The organism is Cytobacillus oceanisediminis 2691 (assembly GCF_000294775.2).
GTDB classification, from domain to species: domain Bacteria; phylum Bacillota; class Bacilli; order Bacillales; family Cytobacillaceae; genus Cytobacillus; species Cytobacillus pseudoceanisediminis.
The window spans coordinates 2,725,139-2,750,219 of sequence record NZ_CP015506.1; the positions used below are offsets into that span (position 1 = coordinate 2,725,139).

Genomic DNA, 25,081 nt, shown 5'->3' on the forward strand with positions numbered 1-25,081 from the left:
CTATTCCGCCTTCCTTTCAAAGGGAAATTGCACAGCTGCAATAGTCCCTGTTTCAGCCCGTTCGATTAAAAAATGACCGGATAAGTCGTGCTCGATCATCATTTTCACAATATCTAAGCCTAGAGAGGGTTTTGCTTCCGGGGAATACCCTTCACCGTTATCGATGACTTCAACCTTAATTTCATCATTCGAATACTCGAAACAGACCTCGACTATTCCTTCATGCATATGTTTAAATGCGTGCTTTACACAATTCTGTATAAGTTCATTGATGACCAGAGACAGGGATACAGCTTTTTCAGAGTCGATTAAAAGCTTTGGTCCCCTATACTGAATATGTATCTTTTTCTGCTCGTGTTTTGCTTCATGGACCAGCATATTGCCAACTTTCTCTATTAGGCTGTATATATCTACTTCATCTACACTTGAGCTCGAGAGAATAATTTCATACACCGAAGCAATACTCGAGATGCGGTTCAGACTTTCCACGAAATGCACCTTGCTTTCTTCCGGCACACCCCTTCTCATCTGGAGCCTCAAAAGGCTGGCAACAGTCTGCAGGTTATTTTTAACACGGTGATGGATTTCCCGTATGGCCACAGATTTAACAGCAATCTCCCGTTCCTTTTCCCTGAGCTCTGTCAGGTCTTTAAGTATGATGAAGGTTCCATCCGACTTACCGGCAAGATCAAGACTTATTTTCTTAACACGGAATACCTTATTCATCATTTTCATTTCTTTTACAAGGAGCTCTTCCGGCTCGTTAAGAATTTCTTGAATACAGGGAAAACAATCAATCAGCGGGACGCCGGGCCTGCAATTTTCCTTGCCAATTTCGTGTATGAGATTAGTTGCTGAAGGATTGTTATAAACAACCTTATTTTCATGGTCAATAAAGAATAGTGATTCCTCAATTACCTCTGGGATGATCGGCCGGTCTTCTGCCATTCCAATGAGTATACCGCTCAAGGTTTCAGTCGCTTCTGATAACGCTTCCAATTTGAGCTGCCGCTGCAGCTTCTCACTGATGTCCTTCTCCATAATCAGTGCCCCGATGACACGGTCCTCTGAGCCTTTAATCGGCACCACGCTTTGTTCCACCGTCTTGCCCTCCTGTGTCAAGGCGCGATTGAGAAACATATTTTTCCCTGTCCTCAGGGTATATAAAACGGCGGGTTCAAAAGCTTCATAGGCGAACTTTCCTGCGACAGGCTTCTGATAAACGGATTTAGCAGTATTTGGGGCGGCTTCAGCTACTACTATCGCATGTTTACCTTCTTTAGTAGGACAATCAACAAAAACGTTTGCCTGGTTCAGATCGGCGATTAATGAGAGATTGGCAGAGACCTCTTTAATTCTTTCGACATCCATTTTTGAAAGACTTGTATGAAGAGTGCATAGCTCTTCGACTGAGAAGTTTGGCATAGACGGAGATCTCCCAATAAGTATTTAAAAATGTCAGAATATATAAAAATATTAAAGGGAATGCCGAAGAATGTCAACATCGTTTTCAATTGTTTAATAGGAAATTTGGTACAGTTATGGAATTATCCTGGATAATGGAAAAGGCAGCTGGAAAAAATGTAATCCTGCTGCCTTCCTATACTACTTAAGCTGTGCTAATTTTACACCGCTCGCTTTATGCTTTAATATAACCTCTATTAAATCAGCCAGATGGGCACCCGCCTCAACAGGGGGGACCCCTCCCTCATGAATATTGCTGATAACAGTGCGATCTGCTTCGACAGTATCCTCATTGGGCTGGTATATCAGGTAGGCACTAATGCTTTTAGCAGTTGCCAATCCTGGCCTTTCTCCTATGAGTGAAATAATGCAATCACAATTGACAATAGAAGCTAAATCATCCTGAATCCAAACTCTGCTCCGCTTTATAAAAACAGGATCTCCAATGGTAATCTTTTTCGATGTTAACCCCTGGACAAGCGCTGGCAGCAGATCTCTTATATTTGCCTCAACACCTGTTGAACTCAGTCCATCGGATACAATGATTTGCACCTGTTTATTTTTCGGAAGATTTTCTGCAGCCCATTTTCTGGATGTTTCATTGAGTTGCCTCCCGCTGTCCAGGTCCATTAAGTATTGGTCCATCGTTTCAGATTTTGAAAAGAGCACAGGCAGCTTTAACTCCTTCAGCAAATCCTCAGAAACGTCTTTAAACACTGCGTCCTGGGCTGCTGCGTGATCTATCCTGAATTCCAGGTAATTCTTTGTTTTCATTCGTGTTCCAGTATGTCCAATCCCAATCCTGGCAGGCGTAATGGATTGCACCCTCTCGATCTCTTCCCGATTGGCTGGCTGTTCTACACCTACTTGGCTACTCTTTTCATAATTTATATTGCGGCCCTTTGATTCCTTTGTTTCTGCAGGTTCTTTTACAATAGGACTGTTTTTTATTTGCCCTCCTTTTTGGAGTTCTTCCATTACCTGCTTCACGATTGTCTGAATATCCATTACTGATTCCCCCTTCCTACTTAAAAATTGATAAATCTCCCGCTCGTTCGGTTAGTTTGCCATTTTCCATAATTCCCATTTTCTCAAGCCATATCTCAAATTCGCGAAGAGGGCGGAGCCCAAGCATTTCTCTTAAGCTTGCATCATCATGATAGCTGGTATCCTGATAGCTTAGCATAACGTCGTCTCCGCCAGGCACGCCCATATAAAAATTCGCACCGGCAAGAGCAGTCAGCATACCAGCGATTTCCTGATCATTTTGATCTGCCTGCATATGGTTTGTATATGTAGGGGCTATCCCCATTGGAAGTCCATGCATTTTCCCCATAAAAAGGTCCTCGAGATCTGCACGAATCACTTGTTTGCCGTCATAAATCGTCTCAGGCCCGATAAAACCGGATACATTATTAACCATGAACGGTTTCCAATGCCGGGCGTATCCATAGGTACGGGCTTCGAGTGTCTGCATATCTATGCCAAGATGGGCATCAAGCGATACCTCCGATCCCTGGCCAGTTTCGAAGTATAGCTGATTCGGACCAGTTGATGTCCCTTGTGTGGCCATCAGCTGAAAGGCTTCATCAAGAATTTCCTTTGAAACTCCAAAATCATCATTTGCCGCCTGTGTACCAGCAAGGCTTTGGAACATAAGAGCTATAGGGGCACCTTTTTTGAGGGCATGCATTTGGGTTGTAATATGGGCAAGAACACAGTTCTGCGTCGGGATATCCCACTTTTGAATAAAATCATGAGTCATATGTAAAATTCTCGAGACTGATTCGATAGAGTCATTGTTGGGGTTCACACCTATGACAGCATCACCCGAACCATAGGACAGACCTTCTTTCATTGATGCAAGAATACCCTCGGGATTATCAATGGGATGATTAGGCTGGCAGCGGAATGCCAGGCGTCCAGACTCGCCAATTGTTGTGTTGCAATGCGCAGTTGGCCTGATTTTCTGCGATGCCATTACAAGGTCAATGCTCGACATCAGCTTTGCTGCAGCAGAAATCATTTCGCTCGTCAGACCCCTGCTGATTCTGAACAAATCCGACGTACTGGTATGGTGGGATAAAATATAATTCCTTAATTCTCCAACAGACCAGTTTGCGATATCCTTATAAATAAAAAGATTAAGATCATCATATATGATGCGGGTTACTTCATCCTTTTCATATGCAATAACCGGATTTTCATATATTTCCTTTAGTGTTATTTCACTTAACACCACTTTGGCTGCCATTCGTTCAAGAGAAGATCTGGCAGCAATGCCTGCCATTTTATCCCCTGATTTCTCCTCACCGGCTTTTGCCAAAACATCTGAAATTGAACGGAATTGATAGGTTTCATTCTTTAGTGTACAAGTAAACATAAATTGCCTCCCTTCGATTATAGGGAGTGGTATGCACCAACTCAGCTTATTACAGTAAGCGGTTACATTCACTCCATACAAAAAGGCGCCTTAACAGAATAAGCCATAAAACAGCTTACCTATTAAGGCGCCCTCACCTGGTATTTTCACTTATCCATCATTATATCAAGTAATTAACTGAAAAGATAGACTTTTTAGAATGTAGATAAATGTCTTATGAAAACATACCCTCGACCACTCTTTCCTGCCTCCCTTTCGTCGTTTCTGCCTGGGATAAGGAATTGAGAATTGCTTCCTCCGCGGATTCGGCAGCACCTTGGAAAAGCTTGTTCATAAGCGGATGGTCGTCTCTGATCAAATGGGCAAATTCAACGTGTTCAGTGCTCTGGTGAGAAATGGTTCTGGCAGTTGAAAAAGCAATGACAATATCCCCGCTGCCGTTGCTGTAATGACTTCCTGTCCGGCCGAGGCCAATACCGCATCTCTTGGCAAGCCTTTTCAGCTGCCTGTCACTGACTGGTGCGTCCGTGGCAAGGATGATCATAATCGAGCCATCGGGCGTTTCCTTGGTTTCCTGCGGAATTTCTGACAGGCCGTATTTCCTGAATGGAAATTCATCTTTATTGCCAAAATTGGTGACCACCAGGCACCCGATTATGTAGTCTTTTGAGCTTTGTTCTTCGCTTATGACCCGCGATGACGCTCCTACTCCGCCTTTATATCCGAAACATACCATGCCTTTTCCTGCTCCGACCGCACCTTCCTCCGCTCTTTCCGAATTGGCATTTTCAATGGCTGCTATTGCATGTTCCGGTTTCACAGGAAGTGCACGAATGGAATTTAGATACCCATCATTGCATTCACCAACGACAATATTGACCGTTCCAGTTGTGTCTCCAATTTCAGGAGTGGTTCGTAACATGTGTTCCAGGGTTCCATGTGTAACCGCCGGAACTCCAAATGTATTTGTCAGCATAATGGGAGATTCAATCATGCCCAATTCTTCAACCTGAACCAGACCAGTCGTTTTTCCAAAGCCATTGATGACATAGCTCGCTGCCGGGACCTTTTCACGGAATAAATTTCTGCCATGAGGCAAAACTGCGGTTACACCAGTACAGACATATTGGTCATTATCATTGAGAGGATAGTCCAGAGTGATTTGGCCTACCATGACCCCTTCTACATCTGTAATGCAATTCTTTTTGCCAGGCTGCAGTTTTCCAATCGTTACTCCTCTTTCTCTAATCTTCATTTGACTCCTCCTTAAAGTGGCATTCATTAGAATTTCCATTTGTTTTCATTTATAATAGAAAAATATTTAGATTTCCTAATCATTTTACATCGTTTTTGGGAGGATTTATATGGCTCAAACTATAGCAAAAAAACAGAATGCAGGCTCTGAGAAGATTTGGTCTAGAGATTTTGTGCTCATATTGATGTCCAACTTTTTTATTTTTCTCGGATTTCAAATGACATTGCCCACGATCCCTCTTTTTGTTGAAAAATTGGGAGGGAATGACCAGCTGATCGGGATTGTAGTCGGCATCTTTACATTCTCTGCTCTGCTATTGCGTCCTTATGCAGGACATATGCTGGAGACAAAGGGAAGGCGTTTTGTCTATTTAACGGGTCTTGCGATTTTTGTTCTTTCGGTTGGTTCATTTGGATTTGTTAATAGTTTAATCTTCTTATTTGTCTTAAGGATTGTCCAGGGATTTGGATGGGGTTTTTCAACTACAGCCTCCGGAACGATTGCCACCGATTTGATACCTGCTAAGCGGCGCGGGGAAGGGATGGGCTACTTCGGTCTTTCCGGGAACATAGCCCTGGCTTTCGGCCCCACCCTGGGACTGGCGCTTGCCGGAGTTATATCTTTCAAGCTCTTATTTTTAATTTGTGCCCTGCTGGGTTTAGCCGCACTGGTATTGTCATCTAGAATCAACTACAAGCAGGCTGAAAAACAAAGTGTTCCCCTTAAGCGATGGGATATCTATGAAAAAAGTGCCTTAAGGCCATCATTTCTTTTATTTTTCATTACCGTTACCTTCGGCGGCATCGCTTCGTTTCTTCCAATATACTCTGCCCAAAAAGGCATAGGCGGAATACACTGGTATTTCCTGCTGTTTGCGATTGCCTTAATGATTTCCCGGACGTTTGCCGGCAGATTATATGATCAACGGGGGCATCAGGCTGTGTTTTTACCTGGTGCGGTGCTGATTTTAGCAGCCATGTTCCTGCTGGCATGGCTGCCTAACAGCATGATCATGTATATAGCGGCCATTTTTTATGGTCTAGGGTTCGGATCAGTCCAGCCTGCCCTTCAGGCCTGGTCTGTAAAAGAAGCGCCTGCCAATCGGCGCGGGATGGCTAATGCAACATTCTTCTCCTTTTTTGATCTTGGAGTTGGGATAGGTGCAATGGTCTTTGGCCAAATCGCCCATTTGTTCGGCTACAGCAGCATTTATATGACAGCAGCCGGTTCGGTAGGGATCTCCATACTATTATATATCTGGATACTGATTACAAAACGAGGTTAATGAGAAAGACGATTTTCCTAAGAGATGCGGAAAATCGTCTTTTTATTATGCTGAGTTTTCCAGCAGGTGCACCGGGTTTGGACTCTCACACCAGGTTTTTCGATTTCTCTGTCCGAAGGTGTGCCGGGTTCGGACTCTCACACCAGGTTTTTCGATTTCTCTGTCCGAAGTTGGCCCGGGTTCGGACTCTCTCTCCGGCTTTTTCGATTTCTCTGTCCGAAGTTGGCCCAGGTTCGGACTCTCTCTCCGGCTTTTTCGATTTCTCTGTCCGAAGTTGGCCCAGGTTCGGACTTTCACACCGGGTTTTTCGACTTCTCTGTCCGAAGTTGGCCCAGGTTTGGACTCCCACACCGGGTTTTTCGACTTCTCTGTCCGAAGTTGGCCCAGGTTTGGACTCCCACAACAGGTTTTTCGATTTCTCTGTCCGAAGTTAGTCCGGGTTCGGACTCTCACACTAGCTGCACGAACAAAAAAACCTGCTATAATGCTTTCACCATCCCGCCATCGACCAAAATGGAGCTTCCCGTCACATAGCTGCTTGCGTCGGAAGCCAGGAAAGTTACGACGTTCGCAAACTCTGCCGGGGTTCCATATCTGCGCAGCGGGATATTGCTTTTGGCTCTTTCTGTAACTTCTTCTTTGGAGATGTTTTGCCGGTCCGCGTTATGCTGATCCAGATAATCAACCCTGTCTGTCGCAATCCTTCCCGGAGCTACTGTATTGATTAAGATATTATAAGCTGCCAATTCCTCAGAGAGTGTTTTGGTCATTCCGACAATGCCCAAACGGAATGTATTCGAAAGCAGAAGGCCTGGTATCGGCTGTTTAATGCTTGAAGAAGCAATATTAATAATCCTGCCGCCATATTTCTTTAATTCGGGAAGCGCCTCCCGGATCAGCCTTACATGGCTTAATAGATTTAATTGAAACGCTTTTTCCCAATCTTCATCTGTCAGGGATTCAAACGTTCCCCCGGGAGGTCCCCCGGCATTATTGATCAAAATATCGATTCCGCCAAGTGTTTCAGCTGTATATTTGACTAACTGTTTGATATCTTCCGGATTGGTAACATCTGCACGGTGATACTCAACATCAACATTGTATTGGTCACGGAAATCCTTTTGAACAGCTTGCAGTTTTGCTTCATCCCTGCTTGTAATCATCACATTGGCGCCTTCCTGTGCAAGCTGTGCCGCAATTGCTTTACCTAGTCCCTGGCTTGAAGCCACTACTAGCGCTTTTTTATTTTTCAGGTTTAAATCCATCACCATTTCCTCCTATTGTTTCACGCAAAGTGCCATCCATTCATCCACTTTAAAGGATTGCACCTTGCCATCATGAAATTCGATTTGAAAGTAATCTGCAGCAGTTCGATCAGCCTGCAAAATATAATCTTCGACTGACTTAATCTGTTCGTCACTTTCGGCTGTCCGCCTTACCCAGGACGGGAATTCAAATATTTTCTTTCTGCTCTTCGAGTTCGTTTCATGCAGCCCTGAAGCAGCAAATAGCTTTCTCCACTCTCCTGTCGACAAACACCGACAATGACTGTCATCCCGCAATTTCTCAACAGTGTTCATAAAGCCAGCCAGCTCTTTTTCTTCAGGTGATACGTTATCGATCAACAGGAAATGACCGCCTGGTTTTAATACCCTTCCAGCTTCCAAAATGAACTTTTCCGGATTGGGAAAATGATGGGGGGCTATCCGGCAGGTTACGGCATCAAAGTACTTATCCAGAAATGGCAAATCTTCAGCATCCGCGAGGACATACCAGATATTTTTAAAGCTTTCCAGATGGCGTGCGGTATTGGCCAGCATTTCTTTTGTCAAATCAGCAGCGAAGACCTGGGAAACAAAAGGTGCCAGACTTTTGGCCACATGCCCTCCTCCGGTGGCGATATCCAGCACCACCCAATCTTTCTGCGGATTCAGAGTTTGAACGAGCTGATTAAGCTCAGCCGCATCTCCATGAATTTTGCTTGTCACATATTTTTCTGCATTTTTACCGAAAGTATTTTGTACCTTTTTCTTTACCTCTTCTTTTTCCATATAAATCACCCTCATCAAAAATAGGATCAGCACTACTATTTATGTTCTATATAAATCCCTATATTCCTGTCAGTTTAATAGAAAAAGAGCCTGCCACATGGTAAATGGCAGGCTTCCGATTATCTTGCAGGTACAAGAATAAGCTTTCCTTTTGTTTGCCTCGACTGCATCCGCTCATGTACCTTAGCAGCATCCTCAAGAGGATGGATTTCCCCAATTGTCAGCTTCAGCTTTCCTGCAGCTGCATATGTCAATAATTCCTTCATGCTCGGCTGCAGCAGTTCCGGTTTTCTCATAATCTGCGGAAGGAAAAATCCGATGACTGATTGGTTCCGACCCATTAGGGATGAAGGATAAAACCGGCTTTGCTCCCCGCTTGCCACACCATATATGACAAGGCGGCCAAAGGTGGCAAGGCATTTCAGCGTTTTATTAAAAATTTCCCCGCCTGCCATTTCGAGTGCAACATTCACACCTTTTCCGCCTGTTGCTTCCAGCACTTCATTTTCCCAGCCTTCTTTTGTGTAGTTTACGAGAACATCCGCACCCATTTCTTTCGCAAGCTGAAGTTTTTCATCGCTGCTGGCTGTGGCAATGATGGTCCCTGCACCGAATAATTTTGCGAGCTGAACAGCAAGTGTTCCTACACCGCCTGCTGCTGCATGGACAAGGACGCTTTCACCCGCTTCAAGTCTGCCCATCGTTTTTAGTATATGATAGGCACTCAAGCCCTGCAGAGGCAAAGCAGCAGCCAGGTTGAAATCCAATCCTTCCGGCAGGGGAATCAGCCCTCTTTCATCTGCTAATACATACTCCGAGTAGCCGCCTGATTCAATTAACGTAACCACTCTTGTGCCAACAGGAATTTTCGCATCTTCACCTGCAGCAGCGACAACACCTGCCACTTCAGCACCAGGAATGAACGGCAGAGGTGTCGGCACGACGTATTGCCCTTCTCTTCTTGCGGTATCTGCATAGTTCACCCCAATGGCATGAACCTCGATTAATACTTCACGTCCTGTCGGCTGAGGCGGGTCAACCTCGATTAAGTTAAGGACTTCAGGTCCTCCATACTCTTTGAATTGGATGGCTTTCATTTAAAAACACTCCTTCTCTATATATCTAGCAGCAATACTCGCCTTTATCATATACAAGCTCAGCGATCCTTCTGTTTCTCGCACTTTCCTTCCCAAAGGAACTGAACCTGCCGCATTCTCGGATGACTAATCCGATCAACTGATCTCTTTTCCCTTCAGAAGCCAATTCTGACACAAGCTGACGGGATAGTCTTTCTGCATCCCATATCGCACCTTCGATAAACGTTCTTGTCTGAAGAATCTTCAATTCTTCTTTTTCTTCACCATTTTCCTGAATAGCTTTATAAGTACGATAGACAGCCGATTCTGAAGCATAAAGGGCAATGGCCAGATCGGCGAGCTTCATAAGTGCTTCCTGTTCATGAGCAAGTGAGCTGCCAAATGCTTCGTAAGCGAGTCCGGCGTTTAACAGGAATAGGTTTCTCATCGTATTAACCGCTGCTCTTTCTTTCTCAAAAATGCCCTGGCCGATTGGTTCAGGTTTGCTCAACTGAACAACAGCCTCCTCCACTCTTGCGGCTAAATCGATATCACCCTTCAATGCTTTACGGAAAAGGTGTGTAGGAATCAGCAGTCTATTAATCTCATTTGTTCCCTCAAAAATACGGTTAATGCGGGAATCACGATACATTTGTTCCACTCCGTATTCCTTGATGAATCCTGCTCCGCCATGAAGCTGCAGTACTTCATCTGCCGCATAGTCGAGCGTTTCCGATCCAAACACCTTGCAGATCGCACATTCTGTGGCATATTCGCTCATTCTTTTTCCAATAAGTTTTAAATCAGATGAATCGTATAAGTCTGCTAATGATTCTTCCAGCAGGTTTGCAGTACGATACTGCAGTGATTCAGCAGCGTAAATTCTACCTGCCATTTTTGCGATTTTTTCCTTGGTAGCTGGAAAATCAGCAATGGATTTTCCAAATTGCTTTCTTTCCCCTGTGAATTGTATAGCTTTCTTCAATCCGGTTTTGGATGCCCCCATGCAGGCAGAACCTAAATTGAAGCGGCCCAGATTCAGGACGTTCAGAGCAATAATATGGCCTTTGCCCACTTCGCCAAGCAACTGATTGGCTGGCACAGGACAATCTTCAAAAATGACCGATCTTGTTGAAGATCCTTTGATGCCCATCTTATTTTCTTCCGGACCAAGGGAAAGCCCTGGTGTATCGCGCTCAACGATAAACGCGGTAAAATACTGGCCATCCACTTTAGCGTAAACAATAAACGTATCTGAAAATACAGCGTTAGTAATATAAATTTTGGTGCCATTTAAGATATAATGTGTTCCTTCCTGATTCAGAACAGCTGTTGTCTGGGAGGAAAGGGCATCTGAACCTGCGTTCGGTTCTGTCAGGCAGTAAGCCCCAATGTACTCCCCAGAAGCAAGCTTCGGCAAATATTTTTCTTTCTGCTCCGGTGTCCCAAAGTAAGTAATAGGGAGGGTCGCAATACAGGTATGGTTGGAGTGGGCTACCCCATAACCGCCTGTTGAGGCAATGCTTTCACCGACAATCCCCTTACTGATTTTATCCAGGCCCAGACCGCCGTATTTTTCAGGGATGCTATGTGCAAGCAAGCCAAGTCCCCCCGCCTTCCTCAGCAAATCCGTAACCAGCTCAAAGTCCTGGTTTTCAATCCGGTCCTTTTCAGGCTGTACCATTTTTTCAGCAAATTGTTTAGCGGTTCTGCCAATCAAGATATGCTCATCTGTAAAATCTTCTGGTGTGTAAAGTGTTTCAGGATTAAGCTTTGTGAACAAAAAACCCGCACCGCGATTAGCTGTTTTTACTTCTTCCATTTACGGATTCACTCTCCTTCTAAAGCGGTCTGATGGAACCGCTCTGCCATTTTTCAGAATGGGAACAATCGCTTCCATGTCAATCTGTGATGCGAACTCTAAATCTTCTGCCAGCCCGTGCCGGGCAAAAAGCCTGCCTACCCTGGATGATGACAGAATGTCAAATGCGCTTCCTGATGCACCCCGGTAAAAATGCAAAGCAGCTTTTGCAGAATCAGTCATATTCCATTGATCATGATCGGTTAAGCAATCGATAAAGTGCCCTGCACCGTAAAAGTCCTCCAAACTGAGTTCCCCCGAATTTCCTGAGCATACAACGATGACTGTCTCAGCTTCTCCCTTTACGGATTCTGCAACTGCCCGATTGTTTAATAGCGAGCTGATATAGACTTTTGAGGCACAGGCTGATTTTCTTAAAGCTACCGTTCCATTTGTTGTTGTCAGGATCAGTTTCCTGCCATCTATCACTTCACGGATGCGGCTCGGAATGGGATACACGCATCCTTCAATCGGCTTCCCATGAATCTCGCCGGCAAGGACAAATGTCTCCGGCTTCATGCCTGCTGTAACAGTCATCCCTTCCGTAACATCCAATACAGGGATGACTTCTGCAGCTCCTTCTGAAAGAGCTGCAGTAATCGTCGTGGTCGCGAGAAGAATATCCAAAACGACAGCCACTTTACTGCTTTCTCTTAATTTCTCTTCTGAAATATCCTCTTTCTTTAAAATCACATGAACTTTTTTCATCTCAGTTTTTCTCGTTTGCAGCCTTTACAGCATGTTTCAGGAGCACTTTAACAAATGTATGGAATTGTGAAAAACGAGCATCGCCTGTTTGGCCTTTCTTGTAGCGATAATAGATTTGCTGGCAAATGACGGCGAGCTTGAAGTAAGCAAATGTTAAATAAAAATTCATGCTGCTGAGATCTCGGCCAGTCTTTTTAGCATATGCCTCCATAAATTCTCTGCGCGAGTAAAAGCCGTTTAGAACAGTTACTGGCGGTTTGCCTAAGCCAAACTTCAGCAGATCTGGATCATCCCCCTGAATCCAATAGCTCATCGCTGCACCAAGGTCTGCCAGCGGATCGCCAACAGTTGCCATCTCCCAGTCAAACAGGCCTGCCATTTCTGTCAAATTTTCATTAAACATTGCATTGTTCAGTTTGTAATCATAATGGATGATGGAAGGTTCCGGACTTACTGGGATATGATTGGTCAGCCACTTTTTCAATGTATCCGCCTCAGAAACTTCCTCCGTCTTGGCCCGTTCATACCGGCCAATCCAGCCATGCACCTGCCTTTCCATAAATCCATCAGGATTGCTGATTTCAGCTAAACCTGTCCTTTTATAGTTAATGGAATGAAGTTCGGCAAGTTTATCAACCATAATTTGAGACAGCCCTCTGCAAACTCCCTCGTCTGGTGCAACTCCTTCAGGGAATGAGGTATCTAAAACAATTCCATGCCTTCTTTCCATAATGAAAAAAGCTGCACCGGCAATTTCTTTATTATCTGTGAAAAGAAGCGGCTTCGGAGCTTCCTTGAAAAAGGGGCTGATCTCAGAAATCACTCTGAATTCCCTCTCCATGTCGTGAGCTTTCGGTGCAACAGGTCCAAGCGGAGGCCTGCGGAGCACAGCTTTCCATTCTCCCATTTTCAGCTGATATGTCAGGTTGGAGTGGCCAGTGGAAAACTGCAGAATCTCGAGTGGTTCATTTGGAAGGTTCCCAATCTCGCTCCGCAGGAATTTTTCCAGTGCAGCTGTATTTAATTGTTCCCCTTTTCTCACAGGAATGGTATCCTGGCTCATTTGCTGGGGCATGTAACTCCTCCTTTTTAAACGAAAATTCAGTTTCTTTAAGTTTAAGTTCCGAATTTTGGTTAAGACCTTCGCGAAGAAGATCAGGTATGACAGCACTCTCCTGTTTGCTGAAATCAAAATAGACGATGATGGCGCTCCCTTTGGCAATGAGACCGCCCGTCTGGCTACAGACAATTTCATGGTTCAGCTGAAAGCTTTTCCTGCCGATTCTTGATACCCACGTTTTTACCGTAAGGATTTGGTTAAAATACCCCTGGCTTAGAAAGTCGCACTTAGTGGAGGCCAGGATAAAGCTCCAATTTTTCACATCCATGCTGTAGCCGAGTGTCTCGAAATACTTTACACGCGCTTCTTCAAGATATATAAAATAACTGGTATTGTTGATATGGCCAAGTGCATCAGTCTCGCAAAACCTCACTGTTACCTGCATTTCGTGCATGGTGCCACCCCTTAACTCTTAATCTTACTCGAATGATATTCGTACCACCCCTTGCCTGTCTTTCTGCCTAATTCTCCCTTTTCCACTTTTTCAGCAACACAGGCAAACGGTTTATCGGCAGGATCTCCCGTCTCCCGATAACGCTGATCCATTACATAATAGGCGACATCGAGTCCGGATAAATCCATAAGCTCAAAAGGGCCAATTGGGTGATTCAATGCTTTCCGGCAGATGACATCAATATCTTTATAGTCTGCAATTCCCTGTTCAAACAGAGCCACTGCCTCTTTTTGGAGCGCACCGAGAATGCGGTTTGCTACGAATCCGGAAATTTCCTTTTTCAAAAGGACGGCTGTCCTATTGATTTTTTTACAGACTTCCATAGCTATTTGGGCGGTTTCTTCAGATGTCTGTTCACTCATTACTACTTCCACACAATCCATAACGAGAGGCGGGAAGAAGAAATGCATATTAACAACTTTTTCTGGCCGCTCCGTTTTACCAGCTATTAGACTATTCACGATTGTTGAACTATTGGTCGCAAAAATGGCATGTGGATCAGCATACTGCTCCAGCTTGCTGAAGACCTCCTTTTTTACATCAAGTTTTTCGGTTACTGCTTCAATAATCAAGCCGGAATTCCTTACACTTTCTTCAAGGCTGGTGGAAAAGCGCAGCTTATTAAATGCAGAAGCTTTAGCATCTTCGGCAAGTTTCCCCTTGGAGACCCATTTAGACATAATCGTTTGAAGCTTTGCCTCAGCATCCTGCAATGCGTTTTCGTTCAAATCCTGGATAATTGTTTCAAATCCTCCAAGCGCACAAAGCATTCCGATCTGGTGGCCCATCTGCCCGGCACCGATAACCGTAATTTGCTTAATATCATTTACATTCATCTTTTCTCCTCCTCATACTGACCAGTAGGTATGTTGACAGTAAGAGAGGCTGTAAGACTGCCTCTCTTACGATGAAAAATGGAATTCGCGGATATCTATATCTCAATTCCTTTTAAAATCATTTCCGTAAATATCTCCGCCACTTCCCGGTCAGAAATAGATCCATCCGGATTGAACCACTGATAGCTCCAGTTAGTGACGCCCAGGATGCCAAAGGCAATAATCGGAGAGTTGAGATTCGCACGGAACTCTCCGTTCTGTTTGCCTTCTTCTATTAATTTTTCGATATTCAGCCTGAACTGATCTCTTTTCGGAATGATTTCCGATAAACTTTCGTCACTGAGGTTGCGCATTTCTCTAAAAAAGACTTTCGCGCTGGCTCCCTGTGTTTTGATATTGCTGAGCAGCATTTGGACAATCGCAAAGAGTTTTTCTTTGCTGGATTTTGAATCATCCCCGAGGATTTCGTGCTGATTGTCCAGCATGTCATCAATGTAGCGAAGATGGATGTCCATCAAAAGTTCTTCTTTGCTGGAAAAATAGTAATAAAACGTCCCTTTCGTCACACCAATACTGTCGACAATATCCTGAATTGATGTCTCGCTGAAGCCTTTCTGATCAAATAGCCGGATGCTCTTTTCAGTAATTTTTTCTTTCAATGTTAGTCCCCGCTTCTGTTAGAAAATATCGACAGAATTATATCATAAAAATCAGTGGCTCCGGACCTCATCCCGCAAAGCCCGGCGAAGGATTTTTCCGACATTTGTCTTTGGAAGCTCCTGGCGGAATTCTACGGCCGATGGAATTTTATAGGCAGCCAGGTTCTGCTTGCAATATGAAATGATATCTTTTTCGCTTGACGATTTGCCAGCTTTCAGTACGATGAAAGCTTTTACTGTTTCACCCCGGTACGCATCCGGGACACCAATGACTACTGCCTCCTGAACTGCAGGATGCTCATAGAGCACTTCTTCGATATCGCGAGGATATATATTATATCCGCTTGCAATAATCAGGTCTTTTTTACGGTCGACAATATAAAGGAAACCGTCATCATCCATTCTTGCAATATCACCTGTGTAGAGCCATCCATCCCGTAATGTGACGGCCGTCTCCTCAGGCATATTCCAATATCCTCTCATGATCTGCGGTCCCTTGATGATGACCTCTCCGAGTTCTCCATTCGGAACTTCTTCTGTTCCTGTGGCCAAATCGACTACTTTATAATCAGTTGAAGGAAAACCAATTCCGACACTTCCAGGCTTTCGTTCTGAAAAAGGAGGATTGCAGTGGGTTACTGGGGAAGCTTCGGATAAACCATAGCCTTCGAGTATTTTGGCTCCTGTCTTTTGTTCAAAATCGCGAAGCAGTTCGACAGGCATTGGCGCGCTTCCGCTATTGCAGGTTTCAATGCTGTCAATGCCATATTCCTCTGCACGCGGATGATTGGTGATAGCCACATACATGGTTGGAACACCCGGAAATACAGAAGGCTGCTCATTTTTAATCGTATTAAGCACTTCCTCCAAATCAAAGCGAGGCAATAAAATAGATTCATTGGCGGTATAAATGGCAAAGTTCATGCAGGCAGTCATTCCAAAAACGTGGAACAGCGGAATGACGGTTAAGAATTTTTCCCCGCCTATTTTGGTTCTTTCTTTAAAAAATTCATAGGACTGAACCACATTTGCGAGAACATTGTAATGTGTCAGCATGGCTCCTTTAGATCGGCCGGTTGTACCGCCCGTATATTGAAGGACGGCTATTTCCTGTTCAGGCTCAATGTTTACCGGGGTGAATTGTCCTTTGCCTTCATGTAAAAAACCATCAAAGGTTTTATCAGGAGAAAAATCTGCATTTGATTGCTGGAGACTGACAACAATTATATTACTTAATTTCGTTTTGCTCTGTACTCCTTTTACGCGTGGATATAACGCATCAAAGACGATAAGTGTCTCAGCACCCGAATCATTCATAATATACTCTATCTCGCGCTCAACCAGCATCGGGTTTACTTGAGTAACGATCGCTCCCGCTGCAAGGGTGCCATAATACGCAATTACATATTGCGGGCAATTGGGCAGCATGATGGCAACACGGCCGCCTTTTTGGACACCATTTTTCTGCAGTGATGCAGCAAATCCATAGACGGCTTTTTGAAGTTCCGCATAAATCATTTTTCGGCCATAAAAAGATAAAGCTGTATTCTGCGGATACATCGCTGTCACTTCCTGCAGCATCTCAGGCATCGACTTGCTGGGAATGCTAACATCGGCTGCAATTGATTCAGGATAGTGGGCATGCCAGGTTTTCTTCTCGCTCATTATTAATCCCTCCAAAATTTGCCGTTTTTACATTGCATGTGTTCCGCCATCGACAATTAATACGTCTCCCGTCACATAATTTGAAGCATTGGAAGCCAGGAACAAAGCGGCGCCTTTCAAATCGTCAGCAGAACCAAAGCGTCTGAGAGGTGTCGCCTCCAGAATTGGATTTTTCCCATGCTCAATAATCGCTGCTGACATTTTAGTAGGGAAAAACCCTGGGGCTATGGCATTCACATTGATGCCATACCTGCCCCATTTTACAGCCAGATCCTTTGTCATCGTAATAACAGCGCCTTTGCTTGTGTTATATCCGATCGTATCCATCACCCGGGGATCAGTACCGCCAAGTCCGGCAACAGAGGCAATATTAATGATTTTTCCGGACTTTTGCTCAATCATGATCTTACCTGCAGCCTGGCTCATTAAAAACGTCCCTGTCACATTCACATTGATAACTTTATGCCAGGCTTCAAGCGGCATTTCTTCGGCAGGTGCTCCCCAGGTGGCACCGCTGTTATTGACAAGAATATCAATGCTTCCAAATTCCTTAACCGTTCCTTCGACCACTTTATGGACGTCCTCGGGTTTGCTTATGTCGCAGGATAGAGCTAAAGTTTTCACGCCAAGTTTGGCGAGACGATCAGCTGTTTCCTGACATGCCTCCACCTTTCTTGAACAAAGAACGATATTCGCCCCTGCCTCGGCAAAGCCTTCCGCAATCTGGGCACCGAGCCCTCGGCCTCCTCCAGTAATCAGTGCCGTTTTCCCGGTTAGGTCAAATAAATCCATTACGTTCATATGGCTCCCCGCTTTCCCTATTGGTATTTTTTCAACTCAAGCTTAGCAATCTGTGCCCGATGGACCTCATCTGGCCCGTCTGCCAGCCTCAACGTCCTGGCATTTGCCCACAAGGCCGCAAGCGGAACATCGTCAGAGACTCCTGCTGCGCCAAAAGCCTGAATCGCCCGGTCAATTACCTTAAGTGCCATGGATGGAGCCACGACTTTGATCATAGCAATCTCTGTTTTCGCCGCTTTATTTCCGGCTGTATCCATCATATGGGCCGCTTTAAGCGTTAATAGTCTTGCCTGCTCAATTTCAATTCGGGAATCCGCAATCCATTCCTGGATGACTCCCTGATTAGAGAGCGGTTTTCCAAAGGCGACGCGATTTTGTACACGCTTACATAGTTCTTCAAGAGCACGCTCTGCTGCCCCTATTAGCCTCATGCAATGATGGATGCGTCCTGGGCCAAGCCTTCCCTGCGCAATGGCAAATCCTTTCCCTTCACCCCAAATCATATTTTCAGCGGGAACTCTGACATTGTCGTATGTAATTTCAGCATGACCATGGGGAGCGTGATCATAGCCAAACACCGGAAGCATCCTCTCTATTTTTACTCCTGGCGTATCAAGTGGAACAAGAATCATAGATTGCTGTTCATGACGGCTGGCTGCTGGATCGGTTTTTCCCATGACGATCGCTATCCTGCATCTCGGATCTCCCGCCCCTGAGGACCACCACTTCCGACCATTAATGACATACTCCGTACCTTGCCTTTCAATCCGTGCTTCAATATTTGTAGCATCAGAAGAGGCAACATCCGGCTCTGTCATTGAAAAACAAGATCGTATTTCCCCTTCTAAAAGAGGCTGCAGCCAATCACTCTTTTGCTGATCGGTGCCATATCTTGCGAGCACTTCCATGTTTCCGGTATCAGGTGCATTGCAATTGAAAATCTCCGGTGCAATCATGGAACGCCCCATAATTTCGCAAAGTGGAGCATAGTCCACGTTCGTGAGACCAGCCCCATACTCGCTTTCCGGTAAAAATAGGTTCCATAGCCCAGCATCTTTCGCCTTGCGTTTCAACTCTTCCATAATGGGCGGAATAGCATTCCAGCGGCTTTTCTGTTCATTCAATTGCTGTTCATACAGAGTTTCGTTCGGATAAACGTTTTCTTCCATAAACACATTTAATTTCCTTATGAGCTCCTGTACTTTTGATGAGTAAGAATAATCCAAATTCCATCCCTCCTTCACTTACTGACCGGTCGGTATGTTACAAGTTTAGTATAAACAATCTCGGAAAAAATTCAACTTATTTTCAGAAAATTTATAATTTTATTGTTTTCCACTCCCAGCCAAAGCACTGTTTTTATCGAGTAAAAGCTAGGGAATTTTCGCTAGTTACCTCCATTCTATTTCGTTTTCCGAATAATATTAGAACTAAGCACCTACAATTCCTTCTTTTTAACAATTCATCCATTAAACTCCTCAATTTATACTATTCGAAATTTTTTGACACTTAAAACATTCTTCATCTATTATTGATTTGAAATTAGAAGAGGAGGAAATTAGCCGATGAAAAAACTAGTAAAAAAACGCACTATTCCTGTACTCCTGTCTGCTGCATTATTGGCTGCACCTGCAGTTCAGGCAGAAACTCCCTATTACGGGAAATCATACAGCCAGCCTGAACAAGTAAGACACCTCTTTCCTGAAATTGAGGTGATAGACAACACTCCTGCCTTTTCAAGGGACGGTGATGCTTTTACTTCTCAAGAAGAAATGATGGCCTACATAAAACAGCTCAAAGCTAAAAGTCCTTACCTAACTGTTAAAACAATCGGAACCTCTCAAGAAGGCCGTGAAATACCTGCCCTTTATTTCACAAAGGATAAGCATATTAGGTCGGGCTATTTATCAAAAAAGCCGATTGTATGGGTTCAGAGCCAGATCCATGGCAACATTCCTCGTAGAAAGCAGAGGCATTGGCATCGGCCGTGAAGATTTTGCGCGCAGAGTGAACGCCTAAATTGCCACTCATGAAAGCATTCTTAAGCAAACGGCCAATCATGCAAGACAAATTAAAAATCTAGTAGCATTAGAAAGACTTAATCTTATCAAAAAAGGCTTAATGCCAAATGACAATGATCCAATAATCATTGATAGCGAAAATAAAGAACTGGAGAATGAAACACTGGAAATGGTAGACATAGCAACGGGCACTGTTCAGGATATCCCAGTTAAATACTTAAGTGCTACTGATGCAGAACCAACATTGGTAAGGGATAGACCTACCGCCTATTTAATAAAGCCAGGTCATGAGGAAATCGCTGAAAAATTAATGGATCAAGGTTTAAAGGGCTTTAGACTTCCGAAAAATGTCAGCCTTCCAGCTGAAGCCTTTACAGTAACTTCTAAGGAACCGGCAGGGAATTATGAACAAAGGGAGCTTGTTGAGGTTGAGACTGAGGTGACTAAGAAGGACATCACCTTCCCGAAAGGAACTTATGTATTTCTGACCGCACAGCCTCAAACAAATCTGCTTTCCCTGTCGCTTGAGCCTGAATCAGTAGACAGTTATACGACCTTCGGCTACGTCCTTTCTGAAGTTGGGCAGGAATTGCCGATTTACCGCTTCACCATTGATCCGAAGAAATCAAACATGAAACCGTTTATGAAATAAAAGAAAAATGACTGACGCATCATGATAATTAGTTCTGTTTGTGTGAAGAAACTTTGTAAATAGTATATAAATTAGCATATCAATTTGTAATTGATATGCTTTTTTCATTGGTACATCAACTTTTATAAGGAAATATATTTAAATAGCAATGTAAATAATGAAATTATATAAAAAAATGCACTTTTACTAACGAAGCCGGATTGTAACTTTATATTTAACGGAAATGCGTTCCGATATATTCCGTATAGAAAATATCGAGTGAATTATGATTTTTATCGTTATTATATATTTGTGAAGGGGGGAAATGAATGTTACAAGAATTCAATCATTTGATGGATTATATTGAGACACATTTAACCGAAGAAATTTCCGGAAAGCAAATATCAAAAATTGTAGGGCTATCTGATTATCATTTCAAAAGAATGTTTTCATATATGGCTGGAATGTCATTGAATGAGTACATCAAAAATAGGAGATTATCAGTTGCAAATGTTGAACTGATTAACGGAGCAAAAGTAACAGATATTGCCTGCAAATATGGTTATCAATCCATTGAAGGTTTTTCAAGAGCCTTTCGTGAATGGAGCGGATTCTTGCCTTCAGAAGTAACTAAAAACAAAATTCAAAAATCATTTCCCAAATTCTCATTCTTTATTGATATAAGAGGAGGAATTTCAATGGAATTCAAGATTGAAAAGAAAGAGATGTTTAATATTGTTGGTGTATCGAAAAGGGTGCCTATTCAATTCGAAGGTGAAAATAATGCTATCATAGAACTAGCGAAGACAATTACCGAACAACAAAGAAATCAAATGCATCAATTAGCGGATTTATATCCTCATCAAGTGTTGAATGTATCGTATGATTTTGATGATGGTTTTTTAGAAGAAAAAGGGTATTTAACACATATGATAGGATTTGCAACTACAAAAGAAAATCCATTCGATCATTTAGAGCAAATTACTATTGAAGAAAGTTTATGGGCCATTTTCCCTAACCAAGGACCATTTCCTTCTACACTTCAAGAAACTACCGCAAAAATTTATTCTGAATGGCTGCCTTCATCAGATTATGAACCAGCAGAACTACCTGGGATTTCATTTACAAAGTACAACGGTACATCGGAAAATGTATATAGCGAGGTTTGGATGGCAGTAAAGAAAAAAGTTAACGATACACCTTGATGATTATTCTATTTACAGAAATGTTTTTCGAATATCTCACATTAAAATAAAAAAGGTTGGGGTTTCCTTTAATGTTGACCCCACCCTTTTTTTATCTCAACTGTTATTTACCCTGTGTTTTCGGATTTGCTACACATTATCTGAACTACTTTGGATTATTTATCAGCCTTTTTCTGTATTAGTGCTTTATGGCCTCAGTTGCTGCTTTATATTCTTCATACCAATTTTTCCATTCGTCTTTCCGGCTGCCATCTATTACTCCATCAAGCAGACGTCCAATCACATTTAGACACACATGCCATCCTGCAAGATCCTTTGGTGTATGATCTGTGATTTCACTGATTTTTTCAATTAAAATCAGCTCTGTCCCGCCCATGAATTCATTAAGCTCAAAGCGGACAATATCATCACCCCATGTGTATTCAAGGATCGCAGGCTTTTCAAACCCGAGGATTTCCATTTCCTCAAAGCTGCCATCACCCATATCAAATTTGAATTTTCCACCATTCTTTAATTCCTCAGCCTGCAGCTCCGGAAACCATTTTTTCAGCTGATTATTGTCAGTAAGCATCGCCCAGATTTCTTCCCTGGGATGTTTCAGGTTTCGTTCAAAGACAGCAGTATAGCCATTTGTTTCTTTTTTTAATAAAGCTTTCATACTCTCGTCTCCTTTTTTGCATGATTTGTCCTCAAAATACTGCATAAAATTAACCTTTAACCAATTGGCGTCCTTTTTCCTTTATTAACCCTGCACCCATCAATCCAATCAATGAAAAGATGACCGGAATAATAAATCCATACTGGTATCCTGCTTCAAATGTATCCAAAACTTTTCCGAAAATAAATGGCAGCAAAACTGCGCTCAGAAAGCCGCCGGTGTTGGCAAAACCTGAAACGACACCTACATCTCTAATGTCAAATGATTTTCTGACAATCGCAAAAGTCAGTGTACTTGCACCATTCCCATAACCCATGATCAGGAAAAGAACAATCAGGAGCAGATATGGAGGTTTGCCCTGGAATACAAGAAAAACTGCCCAACCGAGAACGACGATTATGTGGGCAAAAAGATAAGGGCGTTTGATGCTGCCCATCCGTCCTGATATGAAGCTCATTAACGGAGCACCAATAATTGCCCCAATCAGTCCAATCATGACTAGCTGGCTGGATTCGGAACGGGTCAAATCATACATTTCCATTCCATATGGCACTGCCCATGAACCGATGAAGCCAACATAAGTACCAACCACGCCAAAGTGACACAAAAACGTGGCCCATGCCTGACGGTCAGAAAAAATTCTCTTTAATATGTTTGCTGTTTTCTCTGCTGGCTCCTTTTTACCTTTTGTTTTCTTAGGTTCTATGCCCATCCGGGAAGGCTGCAAAATTAAAATGAAATACAGCAATAAGGAGAGGATGGTCAAAATAATGCCCACTGCCAAAAACGGAATGCGCCAGCCCCATATGGAAATCCAAATGGAAAATGGCACAGTCGCGAGCAAAAATCCAAAGCTCCCCGACATGCCCGCAAAACCAAGCAATTTTACAAATTCATTTACCTTAAACCATCTGCCTAAAATGATGACAACGTTAATCCAGATTGTCGCATCACCTATTCCGACTAGCATTCTTGCCGCGAAAAGGATGTATTCATTCGCAGCAAAACTGAATAATAAAGTCCCGATTCCGTTAAGAAGAGTCCCGGAGATTAAAAACACATTAGGACCAAAACGGTCGGATAATATTCCAATGGGAACCTGCAGGCTGGCATAGGCGAAAAATTGGATGCTCGTCAGGAGCCCAATGGCCGCAGCTGTCACGCCGAATTCCTTCATTAATTGATCAGTAATTAAACCGGGAGCTGTCCTTTGGCTCACGATTAAAAAGTATGTAAATAAAACCGCTCCAAAGACAAGCCACCTGTATTTGCTTTTATGTTTCTCCACTGCCCTCTGCTCCTATTTTCTAAAGAATACCCTCCATTATACGCTAAAAAAAGGCAACTGTCCTCCACTGCGTTAAAGCAATGGAACGACAGGTGCCTTTGGCCTAATTATTCTTTTACAAGATTCTTTGTGCTTCTTACTGTATCGATCGGACGGACATAGCTTTCGATTTGGTCCCTTTTCGGCTCCAGGAATGGCGGCAGGGACAATTTTTCCCCAAGTGTTTCATATGGCTCGTCACCCATGAATCCAGGGCCATCCGTCGCGAATTCAAATAAAATCTGCGGAGCAACCCGGGAATATAAAGAACCGAAGAAGAAGCGATCCACAAATCCTGAAGTCTGGAAGCCAAAGCCTCTCAAATGCTGATCCCATTCCTCGAGAACAGACTTATCTTCCACGCGGAATGCTGCGTGATGGACTGTTCCATAGCCCTGGCGCGCCTGGGGAAGAGACGGGTTATATTCCACTACCACCTGTGCCCCATTTCCCCCTTCACCCACTTCGAATAAATGGAAATCTCCTTCTTGAGCAATTTCCTTAAAATGCAGCACCTTTTCCATCATTTCCTTAAAGTAATCAAATTGAGCTACTCTTACAAAAAGCGGTCCCAGACCAGTGATCGCATATTCTAGCGGAACGGGCCCGTTCTGCCAAGGTGTGCCTGATGGTACTCCTTTATTGTCCTCATCCGAGATCAATTGGTATTTCTGATCATCAAAATCCGTGAATGACAGGGTTTTTTTGCCGAACTGCTCTTTGATGCCTGAATGTGGAACCTCTAAGCGGTCAAACCGCTTTACCCAATAATTGAGTGCTTCATCTGTCGGAACCCGGAATGAAGTTTTCGATATTTCATCCGTTCCGTGAGATCCCTGTGGAATACCAGGAAAATCAAAAAATGTCATATCCGTTCCCGGACTTCCTGTATCATCCGCAAAAAATAAATGATACGTTTGAATGTCATCCTGATTTACGGTCTTCTTTACTAAACGCATTCCTAATGTATAAGTGAAAAACTCATAATTTTTTTCCGCACTGCTTGTAATGGCTGTAACATGGTGAATACCTTTTAAATGATTCAAGTGAACTTCCTCCCCGTTGTTATTTATCTTAAAATAAAATATCTTTAATTCGAGATAATTTTACTTTATCACGGCTTTCTGATGGTGTCAATATCACCGGGGCTTTAAAAAAAGGATTTTATGATGTCTTCCTCATGATGGCATTCCTTACAGATGTATTCAATTTCCAGTGCATCTTCCCTGGCGATGTGGACAGTTTCTTTTCCGCAGACTTCGCAAAATCTCTTTTCCGTAATTTCTTTCATTTTTACATCTCCTGTTAAATATGTCGTTTATCTTGGTTTAACCAGAATTTTGATTTCTAAACACAAAAAAACCAGCTCCCCTTGGGAACTGATTCAGTTTACGTATGTACAGCCGCCATTGCCGTAAATAATGATAAGAAAGTTTTAAACCACCACTCCTCAAAGTGGGTGTTCGCAGAAACATTCCTGCCTGTCCTCCTTGTCGTATAGACGGAGGCCTGTCATTCCCGTTTCAATGTAAAACTCCCTATTACAGCTTAAAGGTTAAAACTTTATTATGATTACGAACAATGCAGCTTGTATTAATATATTAACGGATTCTGGCGGATT

At 43.3% G+C, this 25,081-nt stretch carries 21 protein-coding genes, 1 other RNA gene and 2 pseudogenes; 3 read left to right on the forward strand and 21 right to left on the reverse strand.

From position 1 onward, the window contains the following. From A361_RS13845 to A361_RS13860, 4 genes are all read right to left on the reverse strand, one after another. Entirely contained in the window at nucleotides 1–1,425 is a 1,425-nt protein-coding gene (locus A361_RS13845) for a sensor histidine kinase (RefSeq protein WP_019383124.1), read from the reverse strand. Nucleotides 1,426–1,605: 180 nt separating this feature from the next. Continuing rightward, nucleotides 1,606–2,472, reverse strand: coding sequence for an ethanolamine ammonia-lyase subunit EutC (gene eutC / locus A361_RS13850; protein ID WP_009334375.1), 867 nt, complete (start codon nucleotides 2,470–2,472; stop codon nucleotides 1,606–1,608). A 16-nt stretch (nucleotides 2,473–2,488) separates the two neighbouring features. After that, entirely contained in the window at nucleotides 2,489–3,847 is a 1,359-nt protein-coding gene (locus A361_RS13855; RefSeq protein WP_009334374.1) for an ethanolamine ammonia-lyase subunit EutB, read from the reverse strand. Between the two features lie 214 nt (nucleotides 3,848–4,061). Next, the gene (locus A361_RS13860; protein WP_019383125.1) at nucleotides 4,062–5,102 is read right to left on the reverse strand and encodes a P1 family peptidase; all 1,041 of its coding nucleotides are present in this window, start codon (nucleotides 5,100–5,102) and stop codon (nucleotides 4,062–4,064) included. Nucleotides 5,103–5,211: 109 nt separating this feature from the next. Here A361_RS13860 and A361_RS13865 point away from each other — a divergent pair, with 109 nt between their 5' ends. After that, on the forward strand, nucleotides 5,212–6,387 hold the full coding sequence (locus tag A361_RS13865) for an MFS transporter (protein WP_009334372.1): 1,176 nt from the start codon (nucleotides 5,212–5,214) through the stop codon (nucleotides 6,385–6,387). Nucleotides 6,388–6,866: 479 nt separating this feature from the next. Here the strand turns inward: A361_RS13865 and A361_RS13870 are convergent, their stop codons facing one another. From A361_RS13870 to A361_RS13925, 12 genes and pseudogenes are all read right to left on the reverse strand, one after another. Then, complete coding sequence (locus tag A361_RS13870; RefSeq protein ID WP_019383126.1) at nucleotides 6,867–7,652, reverse strand: SDR family oxidoreductase; 786 nt, start codon at nucleotides 7,650–7,652, stop codon at nucleotides 6,867–6,869. A gap of 12 nt (nucleotides 7,653–7,664) precedes the next feature. Further along, nucleotides 7,665–8,438: a class I SAM-dependent methyltransferase gene (locus tag A361_RS13875; RefSeq protein ID WP_009334370.1), complete on the reverse strand. Its 774-nt coding sequence runs from the start codon at nucleotides 8,436–8,438 to the stop codon at nucleotides 7,665–7,667. 119 nt (nucleotides 8,439–8,557) lie between these two features. Next, the gene (locus tag A361_RS13880) at nucleotides 8,558–9,535 is read right to left on the reverse strand and encodes a quinone oxidoreductase family protein (protein WP_009334369.1); all 978 of its coding nucleotides are present in this window, start codon (nucleotides 9,533–9,535) and stop codon (nucleotides 8,558–8,560) included. A 25-nt stretch (nucleotides 9,536–9,560) separates the two neighbouring features. Further along, nucleotides 9,561–11,336, reverse strand: a complete 1,776-nt coding sequence (locus A361_RS13885) for an acyl-CoA dehydrogenase family protein (RefSeq protein WP_009334368.1) — start codon at nucleotides 11,334–11,336, stop codon at nucleotides 9,561–9,563. Further along, complete coding sequence (locus tag A361_RS13890; RefSeq protein ID WP_009334367.1) at nucleotides 11,337–12,083, reverse strand: 2-phosphosulfolactate phosphatase; 747 nt, start codon at nucleotides 12,081–12,083, stop codon at nucleotides 11,337–11,339. It abuts the gene before it with no gap. Nucleotide 12,084: 1 nt separating this feature from the next. Beyond that, nucleotides 12,085–13,158: a phosphotransferase family protein gene (locus tag A361_RS13895; protein ID WP_009334366.1), complete on the reverse strand. Its 1,074-nt coding sequence runs from the start codon at nucleotides 13,156–13,158 to the stop codon at nucleotides 12,085–12,087. Between the two features lie 61 nt (nucleotides 13,159–13,219). Next, nucleotides 13,220–13,597, reverse strand: a pseudogene (locus A361_RS13900) (acyl-CoA thioesterase); the annotation flags it as partial. An 11-nt stretch (nucleotides 13,598–13,608) separates the two neighbouring features. Then, on the reverse strand, nucleotides 13,609–14,493 hold the full coding sequence (locus tag A361_RS13905) for a 3-hydroxyacyl-CoA dehydrogenase family protein (RefSeq protein WP_009334365.1): 885 nt from the start codon (nucleotides 14,491–14,493) through the stop codon (nucleotides 13,609–13,611). A 95-nt stretch (nucleotides 14,494–14,588) separates the two neighbouring features. Further along, the gene (locus A361_RS13910; protein ID WP_009334364.1) at nucleotides 14,589–15,152 is read right to left on the reverse strand and encodes a TetR/AcrR family transcriptional regulator; all 564 of its coding nucleotides are present in this window, start codon (nucleotides 15,150–15,152) and stop codon (nucleotides 14,589–14,591) included. Nucleotides 15,153–15,203: 51 nt separating this feature from the next. Then, nucleotides 15,204–16,817 (reverse strand): long-chain-fatty-acid--CoA ligase, encoded by a 1,614-nt coding sequence (locus tag A361_RS13915; protein ID WP_009334363.1) that lies wholly within the window; start codon nucleotides 16,815–16,817, stop codon nucleotides 15,204–15,206. Nucleotides 16,818–16,844: 27 nt separating this feature from the next. After that, complete coding sequence (locus tag A361_RS13920) at nucleotides 16,845–17,618, reverse strand: SDR family oxidoreductase (RefSeq protein ID WP_009334362.1); 774 nt, start codon at nucleotides 17,616–17,618, stop codon at nucleotides 16,845–16,847. 17 nt (nucleotides 17,619–17,635) lie between these two features. Beyond that, nucleotides 17,636–18,844, reverse strand: coding sequence for an acyl-CoA dehydrogenase (locus A361_RS13925; protein WP_019383129.1), 1,209 nt, complete (start codon nucleotides 18,842–18,844; stop codon nucleotides 17,636–17,638). Nucleotides 18,845–19,183: 339 nt separating this feature from the next. On the opposite strand from A361_RS13925, the pseudogene A361_RS31465 reads away from it, so the two are divergent. Together A361_RS31465 and A361_RS13935 are read left to right on the forward strand one after the other, a co-directional pair. Continuing rightward, nucleotides 19,184–20,291 (forward strand): annotated as a pseudogene (locus tag A361_RS31465) (M14 family zinc carboxypeptidase). Nucleotides 20,292–20,599: 308 nt separating this feature from the next. Further along, on the forward strand, nucleotides 20,600–21,475 hold the full coding sequence (locus tag A361_RS13935) for an AraC family transcriptional regulator (protein WP_019383130.1): 876 nt from the start codon (nucleotides 20,600–20,602) through the stop codon (nucleotides 21,473–21,475). Between the two features lie 178 nt (nucleotides 21,476–21,653). Here the strand turns inward: A361_RS13935 and A361_RS13940 are convergent, their stop codons facing one another. From A361_RS13940 to ssrS, 5 genes are all read right to left on the reverse strand, one after another. Next, on the reverse strand, nucleotides 21,654–22,133 hold the full coding sequence (locus A361_RS13940) for an SRPBCC family protein (protein ID WP_019383131.1): 480 nt from the start codon (nucleotides 22,131–22,133) through the stop codon (nucleotides 21,654–21,656). Between the two features lie 49 nt (nucleotides 22,134–22,182). Next, nucleotides 22,183–23,421 carry an MFS transporter gene (locus A361_RS13945; protein ID WP_009334357.1) on the reverse strand — a complete coding sequence of 413 codons (1,239 nt, stop codon included), beginning with the start codon at nucleotides 23,419–23,421 and terminating at the stop codon, nucleotides 22,183–22,185. Nucleotides 23,422–23,528: 107 nt separating this feature from the next. Then, nucleotides 23,529–24,506: a ring-cleaving dioxygenase gene (locus tag A361_RS13950; protein WP_009334356.1), complete on the reverse strand. Its 978-nt coding sequence runs from the start codon at nucleotides 24,504–24,506 to the stop codon at nucleotides 23,529–23,531. 104 nt (nucleotides 24,507–24,610) lie between these two features. Then, complete coding sequence (locus A361_RS30505; RefSeq protein WP_019383132.1) at nucleotides 24,611–24,751, reverse strand: hypothetical protein; 141 nt, start codon at nucleotides 24,749–24,751, stop codon at nucleotides 24,611–24,613. A gap of 106 nt (nucleotides 24,752–24,857) precedes the next feature. Then, a non-coding RNA gene (gene ssrS, locus A361_RS13955) (6S RNA) lies at nucleotides 24,858–25,053 on the reverse strand. Nucleotides 25,054–25,081: the final 28 nt, after the last annotated feature.

Coding starts and splice junctions, on each gene's coding strand:
- A361_RS13845 (WP_019383124.1), bottom strand. CDS start 1,425: ATGCCAAACTTCTCAGTCGAAGAGCTATGCACTCTTCATACAAGTCTT.
- eutC (WP_009334375.1), bottom strand. CDS start 2,472: ATGGATATTCAGACAATCGTGAAGCAGGTAATGGAAGAACTCCAAAAA.
- A361_RS13855 (WP_009334374.1), bottom strand. CDS start 3,847: ATGTTTACTTGTACACTAAAGAATGAAACCTATCAATTCCGTTCAATT.
- A361_RS13860 (WP_019383125.1), bottom strand. CDS start 5,102: ATGAAGATTAGAGAAAGAGGAGTAACGATTGGAAAACTGCAGCCTGGC.
- A361_RS13865 (WP_009334372.1), top strand. CDS start 5,212: ATGGCTCAAACTATAGCAAAAAAACAGAATGCAGGCTCTGAGAAGATT.
- A361_RS13870 (WP_019383126.1), bottom strand. CDS start 7,652: ATGGATTTAAACCTGAAAAATAAAAAAGCGCTAGTAGTGGCTTCAAGC.
- A361_RS13875 (WP_009334370.1), bottom strand. CDS start 8,438: ATGGAAAAAGAAGAGGTAAAGAAAAAGGTACAAAATACTTTCGGTAAA.
- A361_RS13880 (WP_009334369.1), bottom strand. CDS start 9,535: ATGAAAGCCATCCAATTCAAAGAGTATGGAGGACCTGAAGTCCTTAAC.
- A361_RS13885 (WP_009334368.1), bottom strand. CDS start 11,336: ATGGAAGAAGTAAAAACAGCTAATCGCGGTGCGGGTTTTTTGTTCACA.
- A361_RS13890 (WP_009334367.1), bottom strand. CDS start 12,083: ATGAAAAAAGTTCATGTGATTTTAAAGAAAGAGGATATTTCAGAAGAG.
- A361_RS13895 (WP_009334366.1), bottom strand. CDS start 13,158: ATGCCCCAGCAAATGAGCCAGGATACCATTCCTGTGAGAAAAGGGGAA.
- A361_RS13905 (WP_009334365.1), bottom strand. CDS start 14,493: ATGAATGTAAATGATATTAAGCAAATTACGGTTATCGGTGCCGGGCAG.
- A361_RS13915 (WP_009334363.1), bottom strand. CDS start 16,817: ATGAGCGAGAAGAAAACCTGGCATGCCCACTATCCTGAATCAATTGCA.
- A361_RS13920 (WP_009334362.1), bottom strand. CDS start 17,618: ATGAACGTAATGGATTTATTTGACCTAACCGGGAAAACGGCACTGATT.
- A361_RS13935 (WP_019383130.1), top strand. CDS start 20,600: ATGTTACAAGAATTCAATCATTTGATGGATTATATTGAGACACATTTA.
- A361_RS13940 (WP_019383131.1), bottom strand. CDS start 22,133: ATGAAAGCTTTATTAAAAAAAGAAACAAATGGCTATACTGCTGTCTTT.
- A361_RS30505 (WP_019383132.1), bottom strand. CDS start 24,751: ATGAAAGAAATTACGGAAAAGAGATTTTGCGAAGTCTGCGGAAAAGAA.